Origin of the sequence: Nocardia sp. NPDC049737, from assembly GCF_040674755.1 — a bacterium.
In the GTDB taxonomy this organism is placed as follows: Bacteria; Actinomycetota; Actinomycetes; order Mycobacteriales; family Mycobacteriaceae; genus Nocardia.
In genome coordinates this window covers 75,613-99,136 of record NZ_JBFANH010000001.1, presented here as the reverse complement: position 1 = coordinate 99,136, position 23,524 = coordinate 75,613, and the positions used below count along the sequence as shown (strand labels likewise).

The window sequence follows — 23,524 nt, the reverse complement described above, 5'->3', positions numbered from 1 at the left end:
AATGGACGAATGGTGAACGGCTGTATGCTCACTGTGATGACCGAGACCACAGCTACCCGGGGCGAGCGCAAGGAGCGCACCAGGCAGGCCCTACTCGACGGCACGCTCGCGCTGGCCGCCGAGCGTGGCTTCGGCGCGCTGAGCCTGCGTGAGATCGCCCGCTCCGCGGGCATTGTGCCGACCGCGTTCTACCGGCATTTCGCCTCACTCGACGATCTCGGCGCGGCCCTGGTCGACGAGGGCATCCGAGCGCTGCGCCTGGCCTTGCGTCAACTGCGTCGCACGCCCGATGCCCGACTATCGGAGACCGTGCGGTTTGTTTTCGATCAGGTCGCCACCAAACGCGAACTCTTCGGCTTCATCACCCGCGAACGCCGCGGCGGCTCGGCCGCCCTGCAACATGCCATCGCGCTCGAACTGCAATTGATCGTGCGCGAACTGGTCGTCGACCTGTCCCGCGTCCCCGCCCTGGACTCCTGGTCCCCCGACGACCTCGAATTGGCCGCCGACCTGATCGTCTCCACGGTCGCCGACTGCATTGCCGACTACGTCGCCGCCACCCCGCGCGACCAACCCGCCATCATCGACCGCACCATCCGCCAGGTCCGCCTCATCGCACTCGGCATGGCCGCCTGGTGGCCGAGCAAGGAGCGCTAGCCGGCTTCCGGATCGAGTGCGAGCACCGAGCGGCCACCGTCCACCGGGACCACCGCCCCGTTGATGAAGCTCGCATCCGCCGATAAGAGAAAGGCAACCGCTGCCGCGACTTCACCCGTCGTGGCCACACGCCCGATCGGATGCAGCACCGCCATTTCCCGCTGCACCTTCGCCGATGCCGAAGGAGTCAGTCCGGCCAGGAATTCGGCATACCTTTCGGTATCCACCGAGCCCGGAGCGACCGCATTGCACCGAATATCGTTGCGCCCATATTCGACCGCGATGGCCCGGGTCAGCCCTTCGATCGCCGCCTTCGCCGTGCTGTAGGGCAGTGCACCCGGCACCGCCCGCTGTGCTTGGTGCGAGCTGACATTCACGATCGCGCCCCCGGCTCCCGCCGCGAGGAACCGGCGCACCGCGGTCGTGCAGCCGATGACGGCGGGTGACAGGTTGGCATTGATCAACTCGAGCACCTGCGGCGCGGGCGCGGTATGCACCACGGCATCCCGGAAAACCGCCGCATTGTTCACCCATCCGACCAGCGGGCCTACCGCCTGCGCGAGATCCGCGGCGCGCTCGGCGGTCTCGACCGACGATGCGTCGCCGATCACGGCGAGCACACGGTCGCCCGCCCATGCCAGCGCCGCAGCGTCACGCTCGATGGCCACCACCGTGTTCTCGGTGCTGAGCAGGCTTTGCACGATGGCCCGCCCGATCCCCCGGCCACCGCCGGTCACCACATACGAAACAGCCACAATCCGATGCTAGGCGGCCGACCTCGCGGCACGACTCTATTCGGCGGGATCAATGGCGCGATCCGGCTTGTGGACCGGGAGCAACGCCACCAAACCGACGGCGAGGACTACCACAATGCCGACAATGCCCGCGCGGTCGGCGTCGAACGCCCAGACGAAGAACCCGAAAAGCGCTGGAGCGAGGAAGGATACGGCGCGGCCGGTAGTGGTGTAGAGGCCGAACATCTGGCCCTCGCGACCGGGTGGGGCCAGGCGGGTGAGGAAGGAGCGGGCGGCGGATTGGGCGGGGCCGACGAAGATGGTGAGCAGCAGGCCGAAGATCCAGAACATGACCGGGCCGGACACGATCAACAGCGCGATGCCACAGATCACCATGGCGACCAGCGAGATCACGATCACGATCTTCGGACCGAGACGATCGTCGAATCGACCAGCGGTGATCGCACCAAGTGCCGCAACAACATTCGCGGCGATGCCGAACAGCAGCACATCGGAGTCGGCGATGCCGTAGACCCGCACCGCCAGGATGGCACCGAAGGTGAATACCCCGGCAAGACCGTCGCGGAAGATAGCGCTGGCGATCAGGAAACCGACGGTGCGTCGGTCCACGGACCACAGCTCGCGCAGATCCCGCCACAGCACCCGGTACGAACCGAAGAATCCAGCCTTGTCCGCACCGGGATCGGCATTGGTATGCGGTAATTCGGGTACGGCGAACAGCACCGGCAGCGCGAAGGCGGCGAACCAGACCGCGGCCAGCATCGCGACCAATCGGATATTCGTACCGTCATCGATGGGTACGCCGAGTAGACCGCGATTGTCGCCGTGGCCGGAGATGAAGCCGAAGTAGCTGATCAGCAGGATGAATATCCCGCCGAAATAGCCCATGGCCCAACCGAATCCGGAGACCCGACCGACATCGGCCGGGGTGGAGACCTGGCGCAGCATGGCGTTGTAGGGCACGCCCGCCAATTCGAAGAATGCGGAACCGAAGCCGAGCAGGACCAGACCGAACCAGAAGTGGTGGTAGTCGTCGTGCACGAAAAACATCAACGCCATCGTCAGGATGGTCAGCGCGGTCAACATTCCAAGTGAGCGTTTACGTTTCGCGCTCGCATCGAAGCGCTGACCGCTGATCGGCGCGGTGAGCGCGACCACGAAACCCGCGGTGCCCAGAGCCCAGCCGAGCCACGCGCTCGGTGAAACTCCACCCGGTAGATCGTCGCCGACCTTATCGGTGAGGTACACCGAGAAGACGAAGGTCAGGATGACGGCATTGAATGCCGAGGAGCCCCAGTCCCACAACCCCCACGCCACCACTTGTCCGCGCCCGGCTGACTGCCCGACAGTCGCCCGCGCGTCAACTTCCGACTCACCCGTCACCCGGCCACCACCCTCATCGAATCGCTGCGCGATGCGGCGCTCATGGGCGCAGCCTAGTGCGGATTTCCTCGGCGGGCGGGCCAACACTCGATACCGCCTCGGCTATGCACCCAGTTGCATAGTACCGGGTGTAACGATAACCTGGCGTCATGGCACTCGAACATGCGCTGCTGGTATCGCTGACCGAGCGCGCCGGTTCGGGTTATGAGTTGGCGCGCCGCTTCGACAAGTCGATCGGCTTCTTCTGGCGGGCCACCCATCAGCAGATCTATCGCGTGCTCAAGCGCATGGAGGAAGCCGGCTGGCTCAGCAGCGAGGCGGTGGCCCAGGAGGGCAGGCCGGATAAGAAGGTCTACTCGGTGAACGAGGCCGGCCGGACAGAACTGGCGCGCTGGATCGCCGCGCCGACCGATACCTCGATGCCGCGCAACGAACTCGGCGTGAAGATTCGCGCCGCCGCGCACGGCGATATCGGCGCGCTCTGCGACGAGGTCGTCCGGCATCGCGAGCAGCACAGTCAGCGCCTCGAACTGTTCCGACTCATCGAGAAACGTGACTTCCCCGCTGGGGATCAGCTCTCCGGTACCCCACTGCACCAGTACCTCGTGCTGCGCGCGGGCATCCGCGTGGAGTCCGGATTCGTCGAATGGTGCGACGAAGTACTGCAAGCCCTGCAACCTCGTGCAACAGCCCCGCACGCGGACCCGAAGAAAGGTGAGACTCAGCGATGAGTTCGTTCCCCCATCTTTTCGAGCCCCTCGATCTCGGCTTCACCACACTGCGCAATCGCGTGATCATGGGGTCGATGCATACCGGCCTGGAGGATCGTGCCTGGGATACCAACCGGCTCGCCGCCTATTTCGCCGAGCGCGCCCGCGGCGGTGTAGGTCTCATCATCACCGGCGGCTACGCCCCGAACCGCACCGGCTGGCTGCTGCCGTTCGGCGCGAAACTCACCAATAAGTCCGAGGCCTACCGGCACCGGGTGATCACCAAGGCCGTACACAAAGAGGGCGGCAAGATCGCCATCCAGATCCTGCACGCGGGCCGTTATTCCTATATGCCAGGCAGTGTTTCGGCATCCTCGATCAAGGCACCGATCAATCCGTTCCGGCCGCGCAAGCTCTCCGCGCGGGGGGTCGAGCAAACCATCGACGACTACGCCCGCTGTGCGAAGCTGGCCCAGTTCGCGGGCTACGACGGTTGCGAAATCATGGGCGGTGAAGGCTATTTCATCAACCAGTTCCTCGCGCCGCGCACGAATAAGCGCACCGACAAGTGGGGCGGTACGCCGGAGAACCGACGCCGGCTGGCGGTGGAGATCGTGCGTCGCACCCGCGCCGCGGTCGGGCCCGACTTCATCATCGTATTCCGTTTATCCATGGCCGAATTGGTCGAGAACGGTCAGACTTTCGACGAAATCGTCGCGCTGGCAAAGGAACTCGAAGCCGCGGGTGCCAGCATTCTGAATACCGATATCGGCTGGCACGAGGCGCGGGTGCCAACCATCGTCACCTCGGTACCGCGGGCCGCCTTCGTCGAATTCACCGCGAAGATCACCGAGCAGGTGAACATTCCGGTCTGCGCGTCCAACCGGATCAATATGCCCGAGATCGCCGAGGAGATCCTCACCCGCGGTGACGCGCAACTGGTTTCGCTGGCGCGACCTTTCCTCACCGATCCGGAATGGGTGAACAAGGCTGCCGCCGACCGGGTCGACGAGATCAACACCTGCATCGCCTGCAACCAGGCCTGCCTGGACCACGCGTTCCAGCGCAAGACCGTGTCCTGCCTGCTGAACCCGCGCGCCGGCCACGAGACCGAGCTGAAGCTGCTCCCGACTCGGCGCACCAAGCGCGTCGCGGTGGTCGGGGCGGGCCCGGCCGGACTGTCGGCGGCGGTGAATCTCGCCGAACGTGGGCACCAAGTCGATCTTTTCGAGGCCGACGACAAGATCGGCGGACAGTTCGATATCGCGCGCCGCATTCCGGGCAAGGAAGAGTTCAACGAGTCGATCCGCTACTACACCAGGATGCTGGAGGTCACCGGTGTGACCCTGCACCTGAACAAGCGGGTCACCGCGGCACAGTTGCTCGAGGCGCGCTACGACGAGATCGTGCTGGCCACCGGCGTGCGCCCGCGCATTCCGAACATCCCTGGCATCGACCACCCGATGGTGCTGTCCTATGCCGAACTGGTGCGCGAGGAGCGGCCGGTCGGCAAGCGCGTCGCCGTCATCGGCGCGGGCGGCATCGGCTACGACATAAGCGAATTCCTCACCGTCGACGGACACCCCACACTCAAGCTCGACGAGTGGAAGGAAGAGTGGGGCGTAGACTCGGCGGATGAACAGGCCCGCGGCCAGCTCACCAAACCCAAGCCCGCACCGGCAGCCCGCGAAGTCGTTCTGCTGCAACGCAAGTCGACCTCATTCGGCAAGGATCTCGGCAAGACTTCAGGTTGGGTGCACCGCGCGGCACTCCAGGCGAAGGGCGTCGAGCACGTCGGCGGCGTCAACTACGAACGCATCGACGACAACGGCCTACACATCAGCTTCGGCGAGAAACGCCAACGCCCCCAATTGATTCCGGTCGACAACGTCATCATCTGCGCAGGCCAGGAATCCGTCCGCGAACTCGAAGAACCGCTACGCGCCGCCGGGGCCAACATCCACCTGATCGGCGGCGCCGACCTAGCCGCCGAACTCGACGCCAAGCGCGCCATCGACCAGGGCACCCGCCTAGCAGCCCGCCTGTAACGCAGACCTGGACCGTTGATCACCATGCGCTGGTAGCGGCAGACGCCCGAAGGCACCCCTCCACCAGCGCATTCTCGACGCCAGGGCTAATGCGGGCTTGGCGGGGGCGAGGTGTCGGACCAGGCAGCGGCAGGTGCCGACGTAGGCGCCGAGCGAGCGTGTCCCTCCCCACTGTGCCCTGCGGTCGGGTCCTGGGCCGTTGAACGCCATGCGTGGGGAGGCAAACGTCGAGAGCGCCCCTCCAGGGTTGCATTCTCGATCCGACTCGGTGGAGGTGCGGCGTGGCCTGGGCGGTTGAGGTTGGGTGGATCGCCTAGGCTCTTCTCGTGAGTTTGCCCTCTCCTACGTCTGAGAACCGTGCGGTTGTTACTGGTGCCTCTTCAGGTATCGGGACTGCACTTGCTGCTGAGCTTGCTGCGCGCGGGTATTCGTTGATCCTGGTTGCGCGGCGGGGGGAGGTATTGACCGAGCTTGCGCAGCGGTTGACGTTGGCGCATGGGATTACCGCGGAGGTGCGGGCGGTTGATCTGGCCGATCGGACGGCGCGGGGAGCGCTGGTCGAGGAGTTGGCGGCGCGCGATATTTCGATACTCTGCAATAACGCCGGTATCGCGACGTTCGGTGCGGTCGCCGAATTGGATCCGGCTTATGAGCGGGACCAGATGGAGCTCAATGCCGTTGCGGTGCACGATCTCACCCTGGCCGTGCTGCCCGGCATGATCGCAAGGGGTGGCGGTGGCATCCTGATCAGCGGTTCGGCGGCGGGCAACATGCCGATTCCGAACAATGCGACCTATGCGGCGAGCAAGGCCTTCGCCAACACCTTCTCCGAATCGCTGCGCGGCGAATTGAAGGGCTCCGGCGTGCACGTCACCCTGCTCGCCCCCGGCCCGGTCCGCACCGAAACTCCCGATCCGGCCGAGGCCTCCATCGTCGACCGAATGGTGCCCGACTTCATGTGGGTCACCTCCGAATACACAGCCAAAATCTCCATCGACGCCTTGGCACGCAACAAGATGCGCGTCGTTCCCGGCCTCATCAGCAAGGGCATGAGCGTGGCAGGCCAATACGGCCCTCGCGCCCTCACCGCCCCCGTCGCCGGTGCGTTCTACAAGAAGCTCGGCGGCTGAGAAGCGCGAACTCGGCCGTTGCCGCGCAATTCTCGCGGGCACACAGCACCGTGGTGGCCGAACCATCCATCGACCACAAACGCCGGCATCGGTCCGGTTCAGCGCGAGCGTGGACCGCAAAACAGTGTCGGTCAGCAACCCGTCAGGAAACGTTTCGGGTGCGTCAAGGATCCGTCAGCATCGCCCATGAGCAGTAGGAACCGGCGTAGTCCTGATATCGGCCCCGCATGCCGAGAAAGCGGGGGCGCACCCAGGAGAACCACGTGACGCTGCTCGAAATCTTCCCGTCGCTGCGATCGGGAATGCCTTCGCGCCTCGACTCCGCGGTCTGGCCGCGAGATACCCACTACGACGGCGACGGCAGAATCACCCTCGGCGGAGTCGCCCTCGCCGATATTGCCGACCAGTACGGCACCGCCACCTATGTGCTCGACGAGCACGAGGTCCGCACCCGCTGCCGCGCCTACAAGAAGGCCTTCCCGGAGGCCGAGATCATCTACGCGGGCAAGGCGCTGATGATCCGCGCGGTCGCGGAATGGGTTACCCAGGAAGGACTTTCGGTAGACGTATGCTCGGCGGGTGAACTCGCCATCGCCATCGCGGCCGGTGTCGACCCGAAGCGAATCGTATTGCACGGCAACGGCAAATCCTTCGACGAACTCGAAGCCGCCCTGAAATGCGGCGTCGGCCGGATCGTGGTCGATTCACCGACCGAGATCACTTTGCTCTCGGCCCTGGCTACCCGACCGCAGCAAGTCCTGCTCCGACTCTCGCCCGGCATCGACGTGCACGGGCATCCGGCCGTGAAAACCGGTGTGTTGGATCAGAAATTCGGTTTTCCGCTCGGCAGCGTTATGGCCGCCGAGGCGGTCGAACGCATCATGCGCCAACCGAACCTCGAATTGATCGGCTTCCACTGCCACCTGGGCTCGCAAATCCACGATCCGGATCACTACGGCGAGGCGGTGCGCCGGATGATCGGCGAAATGGCCAGGGTCCGTGCGGAACACGGTCGTATCCTCACTGATCTCGACCTCGGCGGCGGACATTCGGTTGCCTACCGCAGCGGCGATGCCGAGATGAATCTGACCGAACTCGCCGACATCATCGACGACGCCCTGGACGCGGCCTGCGCGCGAAACCACTTCCCACGCCCGAATATCGCCTTGGAGCCGGGGCGCGCCATCGTCGCACGCGCAGGCGTGACGTTGTATCGCGTGCTCTCGGTCAAGCACATCGACGGCGGACGCACCTACGTCACAGTCGACGGCGGCATGGGCGACAACGCCCGCGTCGCGCTATACGGAGCGAATTACGAAGTGGTCGTTGCCAATCGGCATCCCTGCGGCCCACAGATGACCGCCACGGTGGCGGGTCGCTACTGCGAGGCGGGCGATGTGCTGGCCACCGATATCCGACTCCCGGCAGACCTGCGCCCCGGCGAGGTGCTCGCGGTGCCGTGCACCGGCGCCTACCACCACAGCCTCGCTTCGTCCTACAACAGCGTCGGTCGGCCACCGGTCATCGCGGTCCGCGACGGACGCGCCCGCCAGCTGATCCGCCGCGAAACCACCGACGATCTACTCGCCCGCGATATCGGCAACTGATGGGCCGATCTCAGGCTTGTCCGGCGGCGTGCTCGATGAACCGGCCGAGCAGTTCGTGCAACTGGCGGCGTTCGGCCTCCGAGAACGGCGCGAGCAATTCGACCACCACCGCGTCGGCGGTGCGATTTGCGGCCGCTAGGCGCTCCCGCCCGCTAGAGGTGATGTGCACGGCATAGCTACGCCGATCCCGCTCGTCCTTGCGGCGCTCCGCCAGCCCCTGCCGCTCCAGCTCATCGATGATGTAGACCATCGACGACTTGTCCAGCTGCAGCCGATCGACCAATGCGCGCTGACTTAGCGGCCCTACGGCGGCCAGACAGCTGAGCACCCCGAGATGACGAAGCTCGAGCCGCTGTTCCCGCAGTGCTTGATTGGCCGCCGCGCGCGCATAGCGGTGCGCCAGATAGAGCTGACCACCGATCTGGGCGCCGAGCTGCTCCGAAGTGTCCGCCACAGACAAAACTATAACCGATGACAGATCGTCTGAATTCAGATAGTTTTGATTCATGAATATTGCTATTGTGGGAGCCGGGCTGGCAGGCCCCCTGCTCGCACAGGGCCTGCGCCGAGCCGGAATCACCGTCGAACTCTACGAACGCGAAGCCGCGGGCCACCACAGCCAGGGCTATCGCATCCACCTCGATCCGGAGGGAGACCTCGCATTGCGTGCGTGTTTGCCGTCGGACCGCTACGAACGAATCGTCGCCACCGCGGGCAAGCGCGGGACGGGCGTGCGGTTCCTCGACCCGCAACTGCACGTCGTCCGGGAAATACTGGTTCCGCCGTCGGCGGAGGAGGATGTGCACGGGCGACACCTGACCGTCGACCGACTCACGCTGCGCAAGCTCCTACTCACCGGCATCGATGTCCACCACGGCGCATCCTTCCAACGCTTCGAATTGCTCGACGACGGCCGGGTCCGCGCCTACTTCGACGACGGCACGGTCACCGATGCGGATCTACTCGTCGCCGCCGACGGCACGCATTCCCGTATCCGGGCCCAATGGCTGCCGGAGGCGGAGGTAGTCGAAACCGGCCAAGCGGAGATCTACGGCAAGACAGCGCTGACCGACGAGATCCGCGCGCTCACCCCGGAGGCAGCACTGGACGGATTCAGCGTCGTCTCCGGTACCGACGGACGATTCATGTCGCTGGCCGCCCACGAATTCGCCTCCGGCGACGGCGACGACTACGTCATGTGGGTGGTCGCCGCGCCGACCACACTGATTCCGGGCGACCTGTCCGCAATGGACAAGCAGCAACTGCAGAAGATCGCCACCGAGCTGATCGACGACTGGCCCGACAATCTCGCCGCACTCGTGCGCCATGCCGATCCGGAGTCCGTCCACAACACCACCATCCGGACCGCAAAACCGTTGCGGCACTGGGAAACCGGGCCGGTCACACTGATGGGCGACGCCATCCACACCATGATCCCCGCCGGGAGCAGCGCGGCGACAGCCCTGCGGGATGCCGCCCTGCTCTGTCGCCGCATTACCGAGCGGACCGGTTCACTGCGCGATGCGGTGCATGCCTACGAAACCGAAATGCTCGATTACGGTTTCGCGATGGTGGAACGCTCGCTGCGCAGCGTCACCTGAACTTCACTGCGGCCCCCGCAGCTTCTTGGCCGTCTGCACCGCGGTCAGCGCATTGAGACGGCCGAAGCCGTACTTGTCACTGCGCCCGTCCGCACCGTACGCGCCGTGTTGCGGATCGATCATGTCGCACGACTGCTTCAACAAGTCCTTGACCTCGCTCGACGTGAGATCCGGATGCACCGACAACACCAACGCCACAACACCGGCCGCCCCTGGGCAGGCGCTCGAAGTGCCACCGAAGCTATTGGTGAAATTGCCCGCGGCATCGCCGTCATCGGTCGTGCCCACGTTGTATCCGGCGCGACCGTGCCGATCGACAGTCCAGATGCCGGTGGTCAGGGCATCGGGATGATGGAACGCCGGATGTCCGATGTCGTTACTAGGGAAAGCGCACCAGACGGCCTTGCCGAAATCGCTGTAGACACTGCGCTTTCCGGTGTCATTGCAGGCCGCGACCGCGATGACCTTCGAGAAACTCGCGTATCCGTCGTTGTCGACGGGCTCATTGCCATTGCCCGCCGCGAAGAGCACGACACACCCCTTGCCATTGCGTCCGTTCGTCACCGCGTGCTCGATCGCCAGGCGGGTGCTCGCCGGCAGCGGCACAACCTGACTGTGCGCCGGATCGTCCGGCTGGAACCAGAGCCCGTCGGCCGGACCCCAACTGCACGATATGACGTCGGCGCCGTGGTCGGCGGCCCACTTGAAGGCGCTCGCCTCTGCCTGCGATCCGAGATCGGAGGCGAGCCGAATCGGCATCAACCGGGCCTCGGGAGCCACTCCGGAGGCGCCGAGGGTGCCGTTGGCACAGGCGACACCCGCGCATGCGGTTCCGTGATTATCTCCTCTTTCGGCGCCGGTTCCGTGCGTATCGCGCGGACGCGGATCGTTGGTCTGTCGGGTCGCATCGCGCGGTGCGACGACCTTGCCTGTCCCGCCGAACTCGGGGTGGTCGATATCGACACCGTCGTCGATCAGCGCGATCGTCGCTCCACCGCCACGCGTAATCGCGTGGGCCGCTTCGACATTCGCGTGTGCATTGATCGTGGCGCCGCCGATGGTCGTCGCCTTCAGATGCCACTGCTGCGGGAAGATCGTCTTGCGGGCACGCCGCCGGATCAACTCGGGATGGCAGTACTCGACATCGTCGCGGCTGAGTAGCCCGTTCGCGATATCGAATACCTGCTGGCCGGTCCCCTCGGGCGCGGCGGTGAAGTACGCGTTGACGGCGTAGTCCACCCTCTCCTTGATCCGCAGACCGGCCTCGCCGAGCACCGCCCGACACCGTTCGGGGTCCGCGTCATCGGTGAACTTCACGAAGACGTTCTCCGTGTACAGCACGGGCTCGCCGCTCACCGGATCCACGAGTACATGACCAGCGAAACGCACCTCCGGCGCGGCGGCGAGCACGGACTTGCGCTGGGCGACCGAGCGCGTATCGGGCGGCACCCGAAACACCTCGACGCCCGCCTCCGGATAGGACACCACCAGTGCCGTGTCATCCAGTTCACCGCTCAGCGGGGTGCGAACCGATCCGATGGAGCGGGGCAGCGGACGTCTGTCCTGGGTTCGGACCGCGATCAGGTCCGGGCTTTGTTCCAACACAAAACCAGGATCATTCTTTGTCCCGAAATTTGCGGTAGGCATGACGACTCCTTATCTGTGACCGCCCGAACACCATCGCAAAATTAGCGCCGACCTGCGACGATGTATCGAGTACCGACTACTCGAAAACAATCGGACCCACCAATTGCCCGTTCGGTGAGTCGGGGGGTATCACTCGTATTCAGCGCTTGCGGGTACCGAAAATGCTACGGCTGATCTCGCGCCCCGCGGCGGTTGCGGCCGAACGCAGAAAGCTCTTCACCGCCGGATTCTTCATGATGCGCTCGGCGGCGGATTCCTCCTCTGGGGCGGCCTTCGAGCGCCCCGGCGCCCGAGCTGCCTCCGGTTCCTGCTGTGCCGCAGCGGCTTTCGCGGCCATGATCTCATAGGCAGACTCGCGATCGATGGTCTGGCCGTACTTTGCCGCCAACGCGCTGGATAGCGCCCGTGACTTGATCTGATCCTCGCCGATGGTGTCCATCAGCGAGCGCGGCGGCTGAATCCTGGTCCACGCCACGGGAGTTGGCGCACCCTTCTCCGAGAGCACCGTCACGATCGCCTCACCCGTCCCCAGTGAGGTGAGCGCCTGCTCCAGGTCGTAGACACCAGTCTTCGGGTAGGTGCGCACCGTCTTGGACAGCGCCTTCTGATCGTCGGGAGTGAAGGCACGCAGTGCGTGTTGAATGCGCGCACCCAGTTGGGAGAGCACCGAATTCGGGATATCGGTGGGCAGCTGTGTGCAGAAGAAGACGCCCACGCCCTTGGACCGGATCAACTTGACCGTCTGCTCCACCTGCTCCAGGAATGCCTTCGAGGCATCCGCGAACAACAGATGCGCCTCGTCGAAAATGAAGACCAGCTCGGGCTTTTCGACATCGCCGACCTCGGGCAGTGTCTGGAACAGATCGGCGAGCACCCACATCAGGAAGGTCGAGAACATCACCGGCCGCGCCGCCTGCGCACCGAGTTCGAACAGCGTGATAACGCCCTGACCGCCCTCGGTCCGCAACAGATCGCCCGGATCCAGTTCGGGCTCACCGAAGAATGTGTCACCGCCGTCGGCCTCGAGATTCACCAGCGCGCGCAGGATCACACCTGCCGTCGCGCCCGAAACCCCGCCGATGCCCTCGAGATCCTCCTTGCCCGCCGGGCTGGTGAGATGGGTGATGACCGCGCGCAGATCTTTCAGATCCAGCAGACCGAGGCCCGCCTTATCCGCCCAGTGGAAAATCAGCCCGAGGGTGGACTCTTGAGTTTCATTGAGCCCCAACACTTTACTGAGCAGCACCGGACCGAATGCGGTAATGGTCGCGCGGATCGGCACCCCGACACCACCGGTACCGAGCGAGACGAATTCGGTCGGATAGCCGCTCGGCGCCCAGTCCTGCGCACCGGTCTCGGTGGCCCTGGCGCTGAGCTTTTCACCACCGCGCCCCTGCTGCGCGAGGCCCGACAGGTCACCCTTGATATCGGCGAGCACCACCGGAACCCCAGCCCGAGATAGCTGTTCGGCAATGCCCTGCAGTGTCTTCGTCTTACCCGTACCGGTCGCGCCGGCGACCAACCCGTGCCGGTTCATGGTGCGCATCGGAATCCGCACGCGCGCAGTCGGATCCACTGCGCCATCCACGACAACAGTGCCCAATTCCAGTGCTGCCCCGTCGAACGCATACCCGGCCGCGATCTGCTGCGCCACCGACTGCTGCGCGTCCTGCGCGGTCTTGTTCGCCGCCAACTGCGCGGATTCCGCCGCGGCAGCGCTGGCCGCCGCGGTCTCCACGGTCGCGGCGACCTTGGATTGCGCGGCCTCGGCCTGCGCCACGGCATTCACCGCATTCGGATCCGCGCTCGCGGCAGCGGCCTCCTGCTCAGCCAACTCGCGTTCGGCGGCCTCGGCCGCAGCGGCGGCTTCCTCGGCCACGCGCGCCGCTTCCTCGGCTGCTTTCCGAGCCGCGACCACCTTCTCCTGAGGGGTGGGCCCACCCATCTCCCGACCGCCGCCCCCCGTCGAATCGCTTCGCGATCCTGCGTCCATCGCGTCCTCCGTCTGGTCTGACCCTGACTGCTTTCGCAGTGTTAGCTGTCGTGCCGAAACGCATACGCCGATCTTCCGCAAACTCTATCGCCGCTACTCCCACTGAGACGGTTCGACCCAGTGGGGATATGCACTGCCGAAGGCTCGCCAATAAATACAGCTGATGTTGCCGGGGTGTCCGACAAATACGTGGTGTCGAATTCGGAGCTTTTGATACACGGCCTACGCTGCGGCAACGCAGCCGGGTGAGCCCCGTCGGTCACGACCAAACGGCTACTGTGTGTCCAGTGAGCGACAAATACGTGGTGTGGATGGATTGCGAGATGACCGGTCTGCGCCTCGACAGCGACAAGCTGATCGAGGTGGCCGCGCTCGTGACCGACAGCGACCTCAATATTCTCGGTGACGGCGTGGATATCGTCATTCACGCCGACGATGCGGCCCTGGCCGCCATGCCGCAGGTGGTCGCCGACATGCACGCACGTTCGGGCCTGACCGAGGAAGTGCGCCGCTCCACGGTCACCCTCGCCGAAGCCGAGCAGCAGGTACTCGACTACATCCGGGCATACGCCCCGACCGCGGGCACGGTTCCGCTGGCCGGCAATTCCATCGCAACCGACCGCGGTTTCATCGCCCGCGATATGCCCGCACTCGATGCGCATCTGCACTACCGGATGATCGATGTGAGCTCCATCAAGGAGCTGTGCCGACGCTGGTACCCGCGCATCTACTTCGGCCAGCCGGAGAAGGGCCTGACCCACCGCGCCCTGGCCGATATCAAGGAATCCATCCGCGAACTGGAGTACTACCGGCGCACGGCCTTCGTCGCCGCACCGGGCCCGTCGACCGCGGAGATCACCGCCGTCGCGAACGAACTCAGCGGCGGCGACAAGGAGACCGCGCAAAACGCCACGTCAGAAACCGATTAGGGACTCGAGGGGTTGACACGCTAATATCGACCGCGCTGGTGATTCACCGGCGATGGTGGCTGTAGTTCAGTTGGTAGAGCACCAGGTTGTGATCCTGGCTGTCGCGGGTTCGAGTCCCGTCAGCCACCCTTACGCGAGGGCGCGAACCAAACGGTTCGCGCCCTCTTCTTTCGCCCAGCTAGAGACAACCTGAGCAACTCCGGTTCGCACACTGGGACACTGCCCCGAATAACGCACGAACCGCCGTACCGCTTCGGCCCATCACATCGGGGCGGATTCGACACCACCAGCCGCTATCGCAACCTGCGCCCCGACAAGGCCGACACCATCCGCCCGCCCTCTTGCCGGGTCCCGCGCTTCGTCGCTACGGGACCAGGATTACCTTTCCGTCCGCATGGCCGGTCTCACTCAGGTCGTGTGCCCGGCCGGCGTCGGCCAGCGCGAAGCTCGCGGCGACGCGCACGCCGAGCGCGTCGTCCACGACGAGCTGGGCGTAATCGGCGAGCTGCGCCCCGAACCGCCGGCTATCGCCGGAGAACACGACGCCCAGTTCGAACGCCCGCAGGTCGGTGATCGTCACGATCCGGTCGGTGCCGCCGCGCAGTTCGATCGACACGTCCAGGGCGGCCTGCCCGGCGACGTCGAAGACCGCGTCGACGCCCTGCGGCGCGAGGGCCAGGACCCGGTCGGCGAGTCCTTCGCCGTAGGTGACCGGGATCGCGCCGAGCGAGTGCAGGTAGTTGTGGTTGCGCTGCGACGCGGTGCCGACGACGGTAACGCCGCGAGCCACCGCGAGCTGGACGCCGAACGCGCCCACCACTCCTGCTGCGCCGTGCACCAGCAGCGTCTCCCCGGCCGTCACCCCGAGGACGTCGAGCACGCGGTCCGCGGTCTCCAGGGCCACCGGCAGCGCGGCGGCGGTCTCCCAGCCGAGCCCGGCCGGCTTGAGTGCGAAGTCGTCGGCCAAGGCGTACTCGGCGTAGGAGCCGGTCACTGTCCAGGCCATCACCTCGTCGCCCACCGCCACACCGGTGACACCCGCCCCGACCTCATCGACCACGCCGGCCGCTTCCAAGCCGGGGATCGCCGGCAGGGATGCGGGCGCCATGTCCTGCATCCAGCCCCTGCGGATCTTGTAGTCCACCGGGTTGACGCCGGCGGCCACGACCTTCAGCCGCACCTGTCCGACCTCAGCGTGCGGTTCCTCGACGTCCGCCAACCGCAGGACCTCCGGACCGCCGTACTCGGCGTAAACGATCGCCTTCATCTCTCACTCCCATGTTGTTCCGGTGACGACTCCATCCTGAAGATGGACCGGCTCCACCCTCGCCAGCCGTTCGGCCAGTTCGCCCTGGTCGAAAGGACAGCCGGAACGTGTGTTGCGCACGGCTATGCTCGGAAACCATGGACCCGATGTCGGCCGTCGAGGTGATCCGGGCGCCCCTGACCGAGACCCAGACGCGGCTGTCCGCGGCCTTCGCTGAGGCGATCCCGCACCGGACGCTCGCCCAGCTGTCCGCCAACTGCCCGTTCGCGCCGTTCAAGACCTACGGCGAGTCGCCCGGCGCGCCGGGTTCGTCCGTCACGATCGCCGACCTCGCCGCGATCCGGCCGCTGATGCCTGCGCGGGGCACCTGGCAGGGACGGGCCACAATGGCGGGCGTCGAGGTGCCCGTGCTGGCCCTGGCCAGCGATGCCACCGAGCAAGGTGCGCTGCTGGTCCTCGTGCGGACCGAGGACACTCGGGTGCCGGAAGAGACCCTGGCGTCCGCCTTGGCGGTGTGGGACATGGTGACCGCCCACCGGGAGGGCCTGCGGAACGAGGCAGCGCCCGAATGGCTGGCCGTGTCCCGGGCGGCCGCGGCGGCACGCGCCGTGGCCATCTCCGACCTCGGCGACGCGCACGGGGCCGCGCTGACCGCCCTGCTCGGCATCCTGCGCGACCGTTCGCTGAGTGACGATGACGCCCGGACCCGCGCCGTCGACCTCGCCGTCACTGCGCTGGTCGAGCTGCGTGCACGGGCCGAACTGGACCACGCGATGGCCGAGGAGCGGGCCGGCAACGCGTTCGACCGGCTTGCCAAGTCGCTGAGCCGCGTCCTGCGCCCCCGCGGCGTGCTGCTGGAACTGGGCACGCCCGGCGCGGAGGAAGGCGCGGACCGGGCGCTGCCCGCCGACGTCGCCGCCGCGGCACGCGCGGTGGTCCGGGCTGTCGTGCACGCGATGCTGGACGACCAACAGCAGGTGCGGCGGATCCACGTCAGCTGGAAGATCGACGCAGCCGAACTGCGCGCCACCGTGCGGGACGACGGCCCCGGCGCGCTGCCGCGTGGCGCCCTCGACGCGCGCCGGGTCAGCGAACGGCTGGGCCCGCTGGGCGGGCGGCTGGAGGTGGACGCGGTACCGGGCTGGGGCACGACGGTGACCGTCCAGGTCCCGCTCGGACCGCCGGACACCCCGCGCGAGGACCCGCTGACCGTGCTGGGCGCGCGGGAGTTGGAAGTGCTGGCTCAGCTGGCGCGCGGGCGGCGCAACCGGGATATCGCCGGCGAACTGCACATCAGCGAGTCCACGGTGAAGTTTCACGTGGCGAAGATCCTCGAGAAGCTTGGCGTCGGCTCGCGCGGCGAGGCGGCCGCACTGGCCCACGAGTGGGGTGCGGCCACATCCTGATCCAGTTCGTCCACCAGCCTGACCTCCCGGACTCACCGGGCGTCCCTGGGTTGTGCAGACGACCTCGTCGGGGTCGTCCAGCCGGGTGACATTGAGCAATCCGTTGTCTACTCGACAGTGCCGCGCGGGTCATATCGGCGACAACCATTCCTTGCTCGTCGTTGCCGCCTCCAGCGCATCCGGCAACGGGTCTACACCGAGGCCGGACCCGTCAGGCACGGTGATGTATCCGGCTTCCAGCCGGAGCGGTTCGATGATGTCTTGTTCGTAATAGCGATCCGAGGCCACGATGTCCGCGGGCAACGTACAACCGGGTAGCGCCGCTACCGCCAGATTCGCTGCCTGACCGAGCCCGGTTTCCAGCATTCCGCCGCAAAATGCCGGTACGCCGTGTGCCACGCAGACATCGTGGGTCGAGCGCGCCTCGAGATAGCCGCCGACACGTCCGGCTTTGATATTCACCACCGAGCATGCCCCCAGCTCGATCGCGTCGGCAGCGCCTCGCGCCGAGAGAATCGATTCGTCCAGGCAGATCGGCGTACGCAGGCGAAGGGCGAGCATGATGTGATCGCGGCAGCAGTCCTCGGCAAGAGGCTGTTCCAGCAGTTCGAGTCCGAACTCGTCGAGACCAGCGAGGTGGTCGGTATCGGCCGATGTATAGGCGCCGTTCGCGTCGACCTGCAGCTTAAGAGCGTCGCCGAACCGCTCCCGTACCGCCCGCACCGGCGCGACATCCCATCCTGGCTCGATCTTGAGCTTGATCCGCTGGTAGCCCTGTTCCAGATATTCCATGACGGTATCCAGCAGTTCGGGTATCTCGTCCATGATCCCGATCGAGACACCCGCGGCCACCGATGTGCGAGTCGCGCCGAGATATCCGGCGTAAGAACGTCGTCGGGCGCGCAGCCAGGCGTCGAGGATCGCCATCTCCAACGCGGCCTTGGCCATTCGATGACCAGGAAACCGCGCAAGCGTGGGCGCTACATCATCCGGGTCGAGATCTCGGCCGGCCAGCGCCGGCAACAGAAACCGGCGGATGACGTCGGCGGCGCCATCGATGTACTCGGAGGAAAAACTCGGAGAGGGCAGTGCTACGCACTCGCCCCAACCCTGGGCGTCCGAGGCAACCACCCGCAGCAGGAGAATGTCGCGCGACAATTCGACCCCGAACGAAGTCCGAAATGGGCTGCGTAGCGGAAGACCCAGCCGACGCAGCTCAACGCCCTCGAGCCGCACCTTCACAGCTTGGCATATCAGCCTCTTGCCGATAGCCGCTTACTATCACCGATTATCTGACAGATCACTGTTTCACTCCGTAGACTGCGGGCATCAGGGGCGGTGTCACCGGGACGCTACCCCGGCTGATCAGAAAGACACCAAGTTCGTGATGCGTTCGGCGGTAATCGCAGCTTTCCTCGGCACAACCCTGCTCGCAGGCGCCACCGGTACCGCGACCGCGGATATCGTGGTCGAACCGGGCACCGGATCCAGTACGGGTTCGAGCTCGACCACCACCGGATCGGCCGGCGGTCTCACCACCACCGGCTCCTCGGGCACCGGCTCGGCCGGTGCCGCGATGTCCGGGTTCGAGAATCTGCTGTTCGGCGGGCCGCTACTGTGCGCCGCGCTCGGGAGCGCCGTCGGAGCGACGCTCACTTGCGCGTCGGGCTAGCTGTTGTCGGCGTTGCCCGCCCTCCACTCCGACCACGGGATGTTCCAGTCCCCGAGGCCGTCCACACCCGAAAGCGTGCCGCCCACGGTGTTCCTGACGATGGTGATATCGCCGCGCTTGGCGTTCTGCAAAACCCACAGCGCGTTGGCGGGGCTCAGGTTCAGGCAGCCATGGCTGGTGTTCGAGTAGCCCTGCGCACCGACCGACCACGGCGCGGAGTGAAAGAAGATGCCCGAGTAGGAAAGCCGGGTCGCGTAGTCGACCGGCGTCTTGTAGCCGTTCGCCGAACTCACCGCGACGCCGTAGGTCGAGGAGTCCATGATGATGCGGTCGAAACGATCGCCGACGATGTAGATGCCGTTATCGGTGGGCGTGCTGTCCTTACCCATCGAGGTCGGCATGGTCCGCACCACCTCGCCGTTCATCTCCACTGTCACCTGCTTGGTGTTGTCATCCGCAGTGAAGATCGTCGGATCGCCGATGGTAAAGAACGAGTGGATATTGTCCTGACCGAACAGTCCGTTGCCGAGATCACGGCCGTAGACGTTCACATCGATGGTGACCTTGGTGCCCGGCGCCCAGAAATGCTCCGGCCGCCACCGGACTTCGCGATTGTTCACCCAGTAGAAGGCGCCCTCGACCGGCGGCTCAGTGGTGATCTTGATCGCGTTCTGCACGGACTTGCGATCCGGAATGTTCTCGTCGAACTGCACGGCCACCGGCTGACCGATGCCGACCACCTCGCCCTCGCCCGGCAACAGATACGGCTTGGTCTGACTGCCCGGAGAACTGGTGGTGAAGCTCAATACGGTGGAGTTCGCGCCGCCCAGCCCGATCGCGTCGGCCTTCAGCCTGTAATTCTTGCCGTAGCCGAGTACTTCGGTGGTCTCCCAGGTCCGCCCGTCCGCGGCCAGCTTGCCCGCGACCGAAACACCCTGTGAGTTGGTCAATGTCACGGTGGTGAACTTGCCGTCGTCGACCTTGAAGGTCAGCGGCACGCCTGGCGAAACCCCCATGTCACCGTCCTTGACCGGCGACAACAGCTTGGGCTTCATCAGCTCGGTGATCGGATTACGGTCGATGGCCACCGTCGAGTTGTCAGCGGCGTTGGACGACGAACACGCCGTCAAGGCCAGCGCTAACACCGCGCATACGATTACCGGCCCCGTGATCTTTCTCATCGACCGATGTCGACCCAGACCAACGCTCATAACCAAACCCCGTTTCAAGTCCCGATGCACCAGGGCACCGATGGCTCGGAATCCAACCCGACCACGCTCCTCCCGCAACGCCGACGGAGTTCGGTTCGGACCACGCTCCAGACATTCTGCCAGCGCAACGGGTCCGGTCCAATGTGAAATCACTCCGCCTCAGGCGAGTTCCACCGGTTAGATCATCCGCGCCCCACCGGGTGTTAACACCCATCGCGAACTCGCCCATCGCCCCCGGTCAGAAACCGATTTCACTTCTGGGTACTCGGCCTGTTAATGTTTGTCCCGCACCGGAACACGGAGCGCAGCAAGACACGCGCCATTAGCTCAATTGGCAGAGCAGCTGACTCTTAATCAGCGGGTTCGGGGTTCGAGTCCCTGATGGCGCACTTAAATTAGCAGGTCAGGCCCGATTTAATGATCGGGCTTGTTTCGCTGTACCGGACCGTCACCAAAAGAACACCAAAAAGTCACCACCAATGACCAATGGTTCCTCAGCTGGCGGTACTACCCCAGCTCCAGCACGGCCGATGAGTCCGGTGCCTGCTCCGGCGAGACGATGTAACGCCGCTCCGTGATGCCCTCACGAGAATCCCCCAACTCTGTGTGCAGATCGCGCAGCACTCCACCGCAGCCGGGAAACACGAGCGCCCGTAAGGCCAGCGCTGCCAAGCGCCGACGACTGAGCGAATAGCTGGACAGACCCTTTTTCGCGCCGTCGGGTGGCGCTGATGACGAGGGGTTCAGCCTCGGGACGCGGGGCCTATAATTGTTTGGTATGGATGTCAGGCACCGGGATGGTGCAGGCAGCCTACCCGCTGTCACCTACAGCTTTGTCGGTCGAGACCGCGAGCTGGAAAAGATCAGCACCCTACTGCTGGGCCCAGCCCGGTTGATCACCCTCATCGGCCCCGGTGGCATCGGGAAGACTCGTCTGGCCGTCGAAGCGGTGCGCCGTTGCGGTAAAGCCGAAGCCAGGAAAACACGAGCGTACTGGGCTCGATTGGCTCGATTGACTCCGGATTCGGATTCGACCGCGGTCGCGGAAGAAGTCGCCCATGCAGTGATCAAGGCGGATTTCTCCGGGCGATCGGCGTGGGACGCCTTGGTCGACACCCTCACCCCGACCGATACCACCGGACGTGCCCCGCACTCCGTGCTGGTGCTCGACAACTGCGAGCACGTACTCTCCGGTGTCGGGCCCCTGATCGCCGACCTCATCGAGACGGTACCGGGGCTGAGCATCGTGGCCACCAGCCGAGAACCCATCGGCTGGATCGACGAACACCTGATCACCGTTCCGCCGCTATCGCAGCGCGAGGCCCTGGCCCTATTTCGGCAACGCGCCGAACTCACCGAACATCCCGTCACCGGTAAAGACCAGACCACCACCGCCGCCGAGATCTGCCGCCACGTCCACAACCATCCCCTCTACATCCAATTGGCGGCCGCACGCCTGCTTCGCCAACCGATGGCCGCCATTCTGCACGGGCTCACCGGCCACGCTGATGACACTCGACTGAGTTGGTCGCATGGCCCCCGCGTGGGCGCCGACCCGCGCCATCGAGGAGTCGTCGACGTCATCTCCTGGTCCTACGAGCTGTGCAGCGACAAGGAACGTCTGCTCTTCGACCGCCTGTCGGTGTTCGCCGCCGGCTACGACACCAATCCCGACGACACCACAGCGGCTGCACCGGATGTGGGTGCCGAGCTGGACGCCATCGAGACAATCTGCTGCGACGACGAAACCAGCGATACCCGAGTGACCCTGACCCGGCCGGAAATCGAGGGCCTGCTCGAGCGGCTTGTCGATCAATCGTTGGTCACGACGCACAGGACGGCGACCACGGTGCGGTATTCACTAGTGGAGAGCCTGCGGGTATTCGCCCAACAGCGACTGCGCCAGCGCTCCACCGCCGCGGTGGACGAACCCACCCGCTTGGCCCAGCGGCACTGCAGCTACTACCACGACAGGATCGCCTACGCCGCGGCCAACTGGTTCGATCCCGAAGGGCAAGCCCTGGTGGACTGGGCCCGGACGGTCTGGGCCAACACCCTCACCGCGATCGAAACCAGCATCACCACCCCGGGCCGAGCCGGAGACGGTCTGGAGATCTGTCTCGGGCTGATCACACTGCAGGTGTGCTTCACCAGCGGCTCCGTACGAGAAATTCGCCAGTGGACCCTACGCTGCCTCGACGCCACCCGGGCAGCAACCCCGCAACCCTTCGAACTCCAGATCGGGGCCATGGCCACCATCGCATGGCTCGCCACGCTCCAAGGCACCCACGAGGATGCCGAACAGCTGCTCGATGACTGCGTTTCCGCCTGCATCCCCGACCCAGACATCATTCGGAACTGGCGAGACACCGCCGAGACCGACATCGGGCTGCCCGCTCCAGTCGAATTCGCATGGGGTGCGGAGCTCATATTCGCGCGCCGTGACGCCCGCGCCATCACCGTCCTGAGCCGAGCCAGGGATAAATTCGAGGCCTACGGCGACCACGGCGCTGCCTCAATGAACGAGCTGTTCGCTGCCCTGGCCGCTGGCATGCTGGGAACCGCGCAGCAAGCCCACGAGATTACGCAGCATTACCTAGAGCGCGCGTCCATTTCCGGAATTCCATGGGAAAAGGCTTGCGCCGACCTCACCAGGGCGGCAGCCTTGACGCTGCACGGCAACCCCACCGATGCACTGGCTCTCGAACGATCCTCGCTGGCGTATCACCTCGCCACCAACGAGCAATGGGCCGCGGTGTGGTTGGTGCAATACCGCACCTGGTCATTGGCGCACATCATCACCGACTCGATCGTCGCCGGAAAACCCGACCGCAAGAAACTGATTGCCTTGGCCACCGAAATCGCCCACTTGGCCGGCGGCACCACCACCCTACGAGCCAAGCTCGGCATCGACTTCAAGGCGTCTGGTCCCCTCTTCGACGAATCCGAAAAAGCTATCGCTGTCGCCCGCCGGGTACTGGGGCCCGACGCCTTCACTGCGGCAGAAGCCCGAGGCATGCGCCTGCGTCCGGAACGAAACGAAGTGCAACGGCTGGCACTGGGCACACTGACCATCGATACTCCAGCGGACGCGGGCGCCACATCGCACTGGTACGAATTGACCCGGACCGAACAACAGGTCGCGATCCTGGCCGCGGCCGGGTGGACCAACGTCGACATTGCCTTCCGCCGTGGAAAGTCGTCCCGAACTGTCGACGCCCAAATCGCGGCGATTTTCAATAAACTGGCCATCACTTCACGTGCCGACATATCCGAGCACATCCCCAGTAGATTCACCGACCAGGTCCGAGGCGAAACCGCCCGACGACCGCGCTGACAGCAGGGACTGTCTGAAAGACCCGCGCATCCGATCTCGGTCTGACCTACCCGATCCTTGTGGTCAGCGAACTCGCCCCCTCCCCTGGCACGAACATATCGGCGACGACGACGAAACCGTCGCGGACGTACGCGATCAGCCCGCCCAGCTAACGGCGTGTGGTGTCCTTCC

The 23,524-nt window shown here is 65.4% G+C and carries 18 protein-coding genes and 2 tRNA genes; 12 read left to right on the top strand and 8 right to left on the bottom strand.

Annotated features, from left to right (window positions below; translation table 11 throughout):
* Positions 1-36 precede the first annotated feature (36 nt).
* Positions 37-657, top strand: coding sequence for a TetR family transcriptional regulator (locus AB0J47_RS00470; protein WP_364338838.1), 621 nt, complete (start codon positions 37-39; stop codon positions 655-657).
* Here AB0J47_RS00470 and AB0J47_RS00465 read toward each other — a convergent pair.
* Both AB0J47_RS00465 and AB0J47_RS00460 read right to left on the bottom strand, forming a co-directional pair.
* On the bottom strand, positions 654-1,412 hold the full coding sequence (locus AB0J47_RS00465) for an SDR family oxidoreductase (RefSeq protein ID WP_364338836.1): 759 nt from the start codon (positions 1,410-1,412) through the stop codon (positions 654-656). The two genes, AB0J47_RS00470 and AB0J47_RS00465, sit on opposite strands and share 4 nt — an antisense overlap.
* A 36-nt stretch (positions 1,413-1,448) precedes the next feature.
* Positions 1,449-2,795 carry an MFS transporter gene (locus tag AB0J47_RS00460; protein WP_364338834.1) on the bottom strand — a complete coding sequence of 449 codons (1,347 nt, stop codon included), beginning with the start codon at positions 2,793-2,795 and terminating at the stop codon, positions 1,449-1,451.
* A 149-nt stretch (positions 2,796-2,944) separates the two neighbouring features.
* Here AB0J47_RS00460 and AB0J47_RS00455 point away from each other — a divergent pair, with 149 nt between their 5' ends.
* The 4 genes from AB0J47_RS00455 (at position 2,945) to lysA (ending at position 8,290) form a co-directional block, all read left to right on the top strand.
* Complete coding sequence (locus AB0J47_RS00455; RefSeq protein ID WP_364338832.1) at positions 2,945-3,526, top strand: PadR family transcriptional regulator; 582 nt, start codon at positions 2,945-2,947, stop codon at positions 3,524-3,526.
* On the top strand, positions 3,523-5,553 hold the full coding sequence (locus AB0J47_RS00450; RefSeq protein ID WP_364338830.1) for an NADPH-dependent 2,4-dienoyl-CoA reductase: 2,031 nt from the start codon (positions 3,523-3,525) through the stop codon (positions 5,551-5,553). Before AB0J47_RS00455 ends, AB0J47_RS00450 begins: the two co-directional genes overlap by 4 nt.
* Positions 5,554-5,879: 326 nt before the next feature.
* Complete coding sequence (gene cmrA, locus AB0J47_RS00445; RefSeq protein ID WP_364338828.1) at positions 5,880-6,683, top strand: mycolate reductase; 804 nt, start codon at positions 5,880-5,882, stop codon at positions 6,681-6,683.
* 263 nt (positions 6,684-6,946) lie between these two features.
* On the top strand, positions 6,947-8,290 hold the full coding sequence (gene lysA / locus AB0J47_RS00440) for a diaminopimelate decarboxylase (RefSeq protein WP_364338826.1): 1,344 nt from the start codon (positions 6,947-6,949) through the stop codon (positions 8,288-8,290).
* A gap of 10 nt (positions 8,291-8,300) precedes the next feature.
* Here the strand turns inward: lysA and AB0J47_RS00435 are convergent, their stop codons facing one another.
* Positions 8,301-8,744 carry a MarR family transcriptional regulator gene (locus AB0J47_RS00435; protein WP_364338824.1) on the bottom strand — a complete coding sequence of 148 codons (444 nt, stop codon included), beginning with the start codon at positions 8,742-8,744 and terminating at the stop codon, positions 8,301-8,303.
* Between the two features lie 52 nt (positions 8,745-8,796).
* On the opposite strand from AB0J47_RS00435, the gene AB0J47_RS00430 reads away from it, so the two are divergent.
* Entirely contained in the window at positions 8,797-9,891 is a 1,095-nt protein-coding gene (locus AB0J47_RS00430) for an NAD(P)/FAD-dependent oxidoreductase (RefSeq protein WP_364338822.1), read from the top strand.
* Between the two features lie 3 nt (positions 9,892-9,894).
* On the opposite strand, the gene AB0J47_RS00425 is transcribed toward AB0J47_RS00430, so the two are convergent.
* Complete coding sequence (locus AB0J47_RS00425) at positions 9,895-11,538, bottom strand: S8 family serine peptidase (protein WP_364338820.1); 1,644 nt, start codon at positions 11,536-11,538, stop codon at positions 9,895-9,897.
* Positions 11,539-11,677: 139 nt separating this feature from the next.
* A complete protein-coding gene (locus AB0J47_RS00420) occupies positions 11,678-13,483 on the bottom strand; it encodes a helicase HerA-like domain-containing protein (RefSeq protein WP_364339750.1) in 1,806 nt (601 codons plus the stop codon).
* Between the two features lie 335 nt (positions 13,484-13,818).
* Between AB0J47_RS00420 and orn the strand changes: the two genes are divergently transcribed.
* Positions 13,819-14,460: an oligoribonuclease gene (orn, locus tag AB0J47_RS00415; RefSeq protein ID WP_364338818.1), complete on the top strand. Its 642-nt coding sequence runs from the start codon at positions 13,819-13,821 to the stop codon at positions 14,458-14,460.
* A 55-nt stretch (positions 14,461-14,515) separates the two neighbouring features.
* Positions 14,516-14,588, top strand: a tRNA-His gene (locus tag AB0J47_RS00410).
* A gap of 236 nt (positions 14,589-14,824) precedes the next feature.
* Here the strand turns inward: AB0J47_RS00410 and AB0J47_RS00405 are convergent.
* On the bottom strand, positions 14,825-15,727 hold the full coding sequence (locus tag AB0J47_RS00405; protein ID WP_364338816.1) for an NADP-dependent oxidoreductase: 903 nt from the start codon (positions 15,725-15,727) through the stop codon (positions 14,825-14,827).
* A 137-nt stretch (positions 15,728-15,864) separates the two neighbouring features.
* Here AB0J47_RS00405 and AB0J47_RS00400 point away from each other — a divergent pair, with 137 nt between their 5' ends.
* Positions 15,865-17,133 carry a LuxR C-terminal-related transcriptional regulator gene (locus AB0J47_RS00400; RefSeq protein ID WP_364338814.1) on the top strand — a complete coding sequence of 423 codons (1,269 nt, stop codon included), beginning with the start codon at positions 15,865-15,867 and terminating at the stop codon, positions 17,131-17,133.
* A gap of 129 nt (positions 17,134-17,262) precedes the next feature.
* On the opposite strand, the gene menC is transcribed toward AB0J47_RS00400, so the two are convergent.
* Entirely contained in the window at positions 17,263-18,369 is a 1,107-nt protein-coding gene (menC, locus tag AB0J47_RS00395; protein WP_364339748.1) for an o-succinylbenzoate synthase, read from the bottom strand.
* A gap of 151 nt (positions 18,370-18,520) precedes the next feature.
* Here menC and AB0J47_RS00390 point away from each other — a divergent pair, with 151 nt between their 5' ends.
* Positions 18,521-18,805, top strand: a complete 285-nt coding sequence (locus tag AB0J47_RS00390) for a hypothetical protein (RefSeq protein WP_364338812.1) — start codon at positions 18,521-18,523, stop codon at positions 18,803-18,805.
* Here the strand turns inward: AB0J47_RS00390 and AB0J47_RS00385 are convergent.
* Positions 18,802-19,986 (bottom strand): Ig-like domain-containing protein, encoded by a 1,185-nt coding sequence (locus AB0J47_RS00385; RefSeq protein ID WP_364338810.1) that lies wholly within the window; start codon positions 19,984-19,986, stop codon positions 18,802-18,804. The genes AB0J47_RS00390 and AB0J47_RS00385 overlap by 4 nt on opposite strands.
* A 346-nt stretch (positions 19,987-20,332) precedes the next feature.
* On the opposite strand from AB0J47_RS00385, the gene AB0J47_RS00380 reads away from it, so the two are divergent.
* Together AB0J47_RS00380 and AB0J47_RS00375 are read left to right on the top strand one after the other, a co-directional pair.
* A tRNA-Lys gene (locus AB0J47_RS00380) sits at positions 20,333-20,405 on the top strand.
* A 389-nt stretch (positions 20,406-20,794) separates the two neighbouring features.
* Positions 20,795-23,353, top strand: a complete 2,559-nt coding sequence (locus tag AB0J47_RS00375) for a LuxR C-terminal-related transcriptional regulator (RefSeq protein ID WP_364338808.1) — start codon at positions 20,795-20,797, stop codon at positions 23,351-23,353.
* The last annotated feature ends 171 nt before the right edge of the window (positions 23,354-23,524 follow it).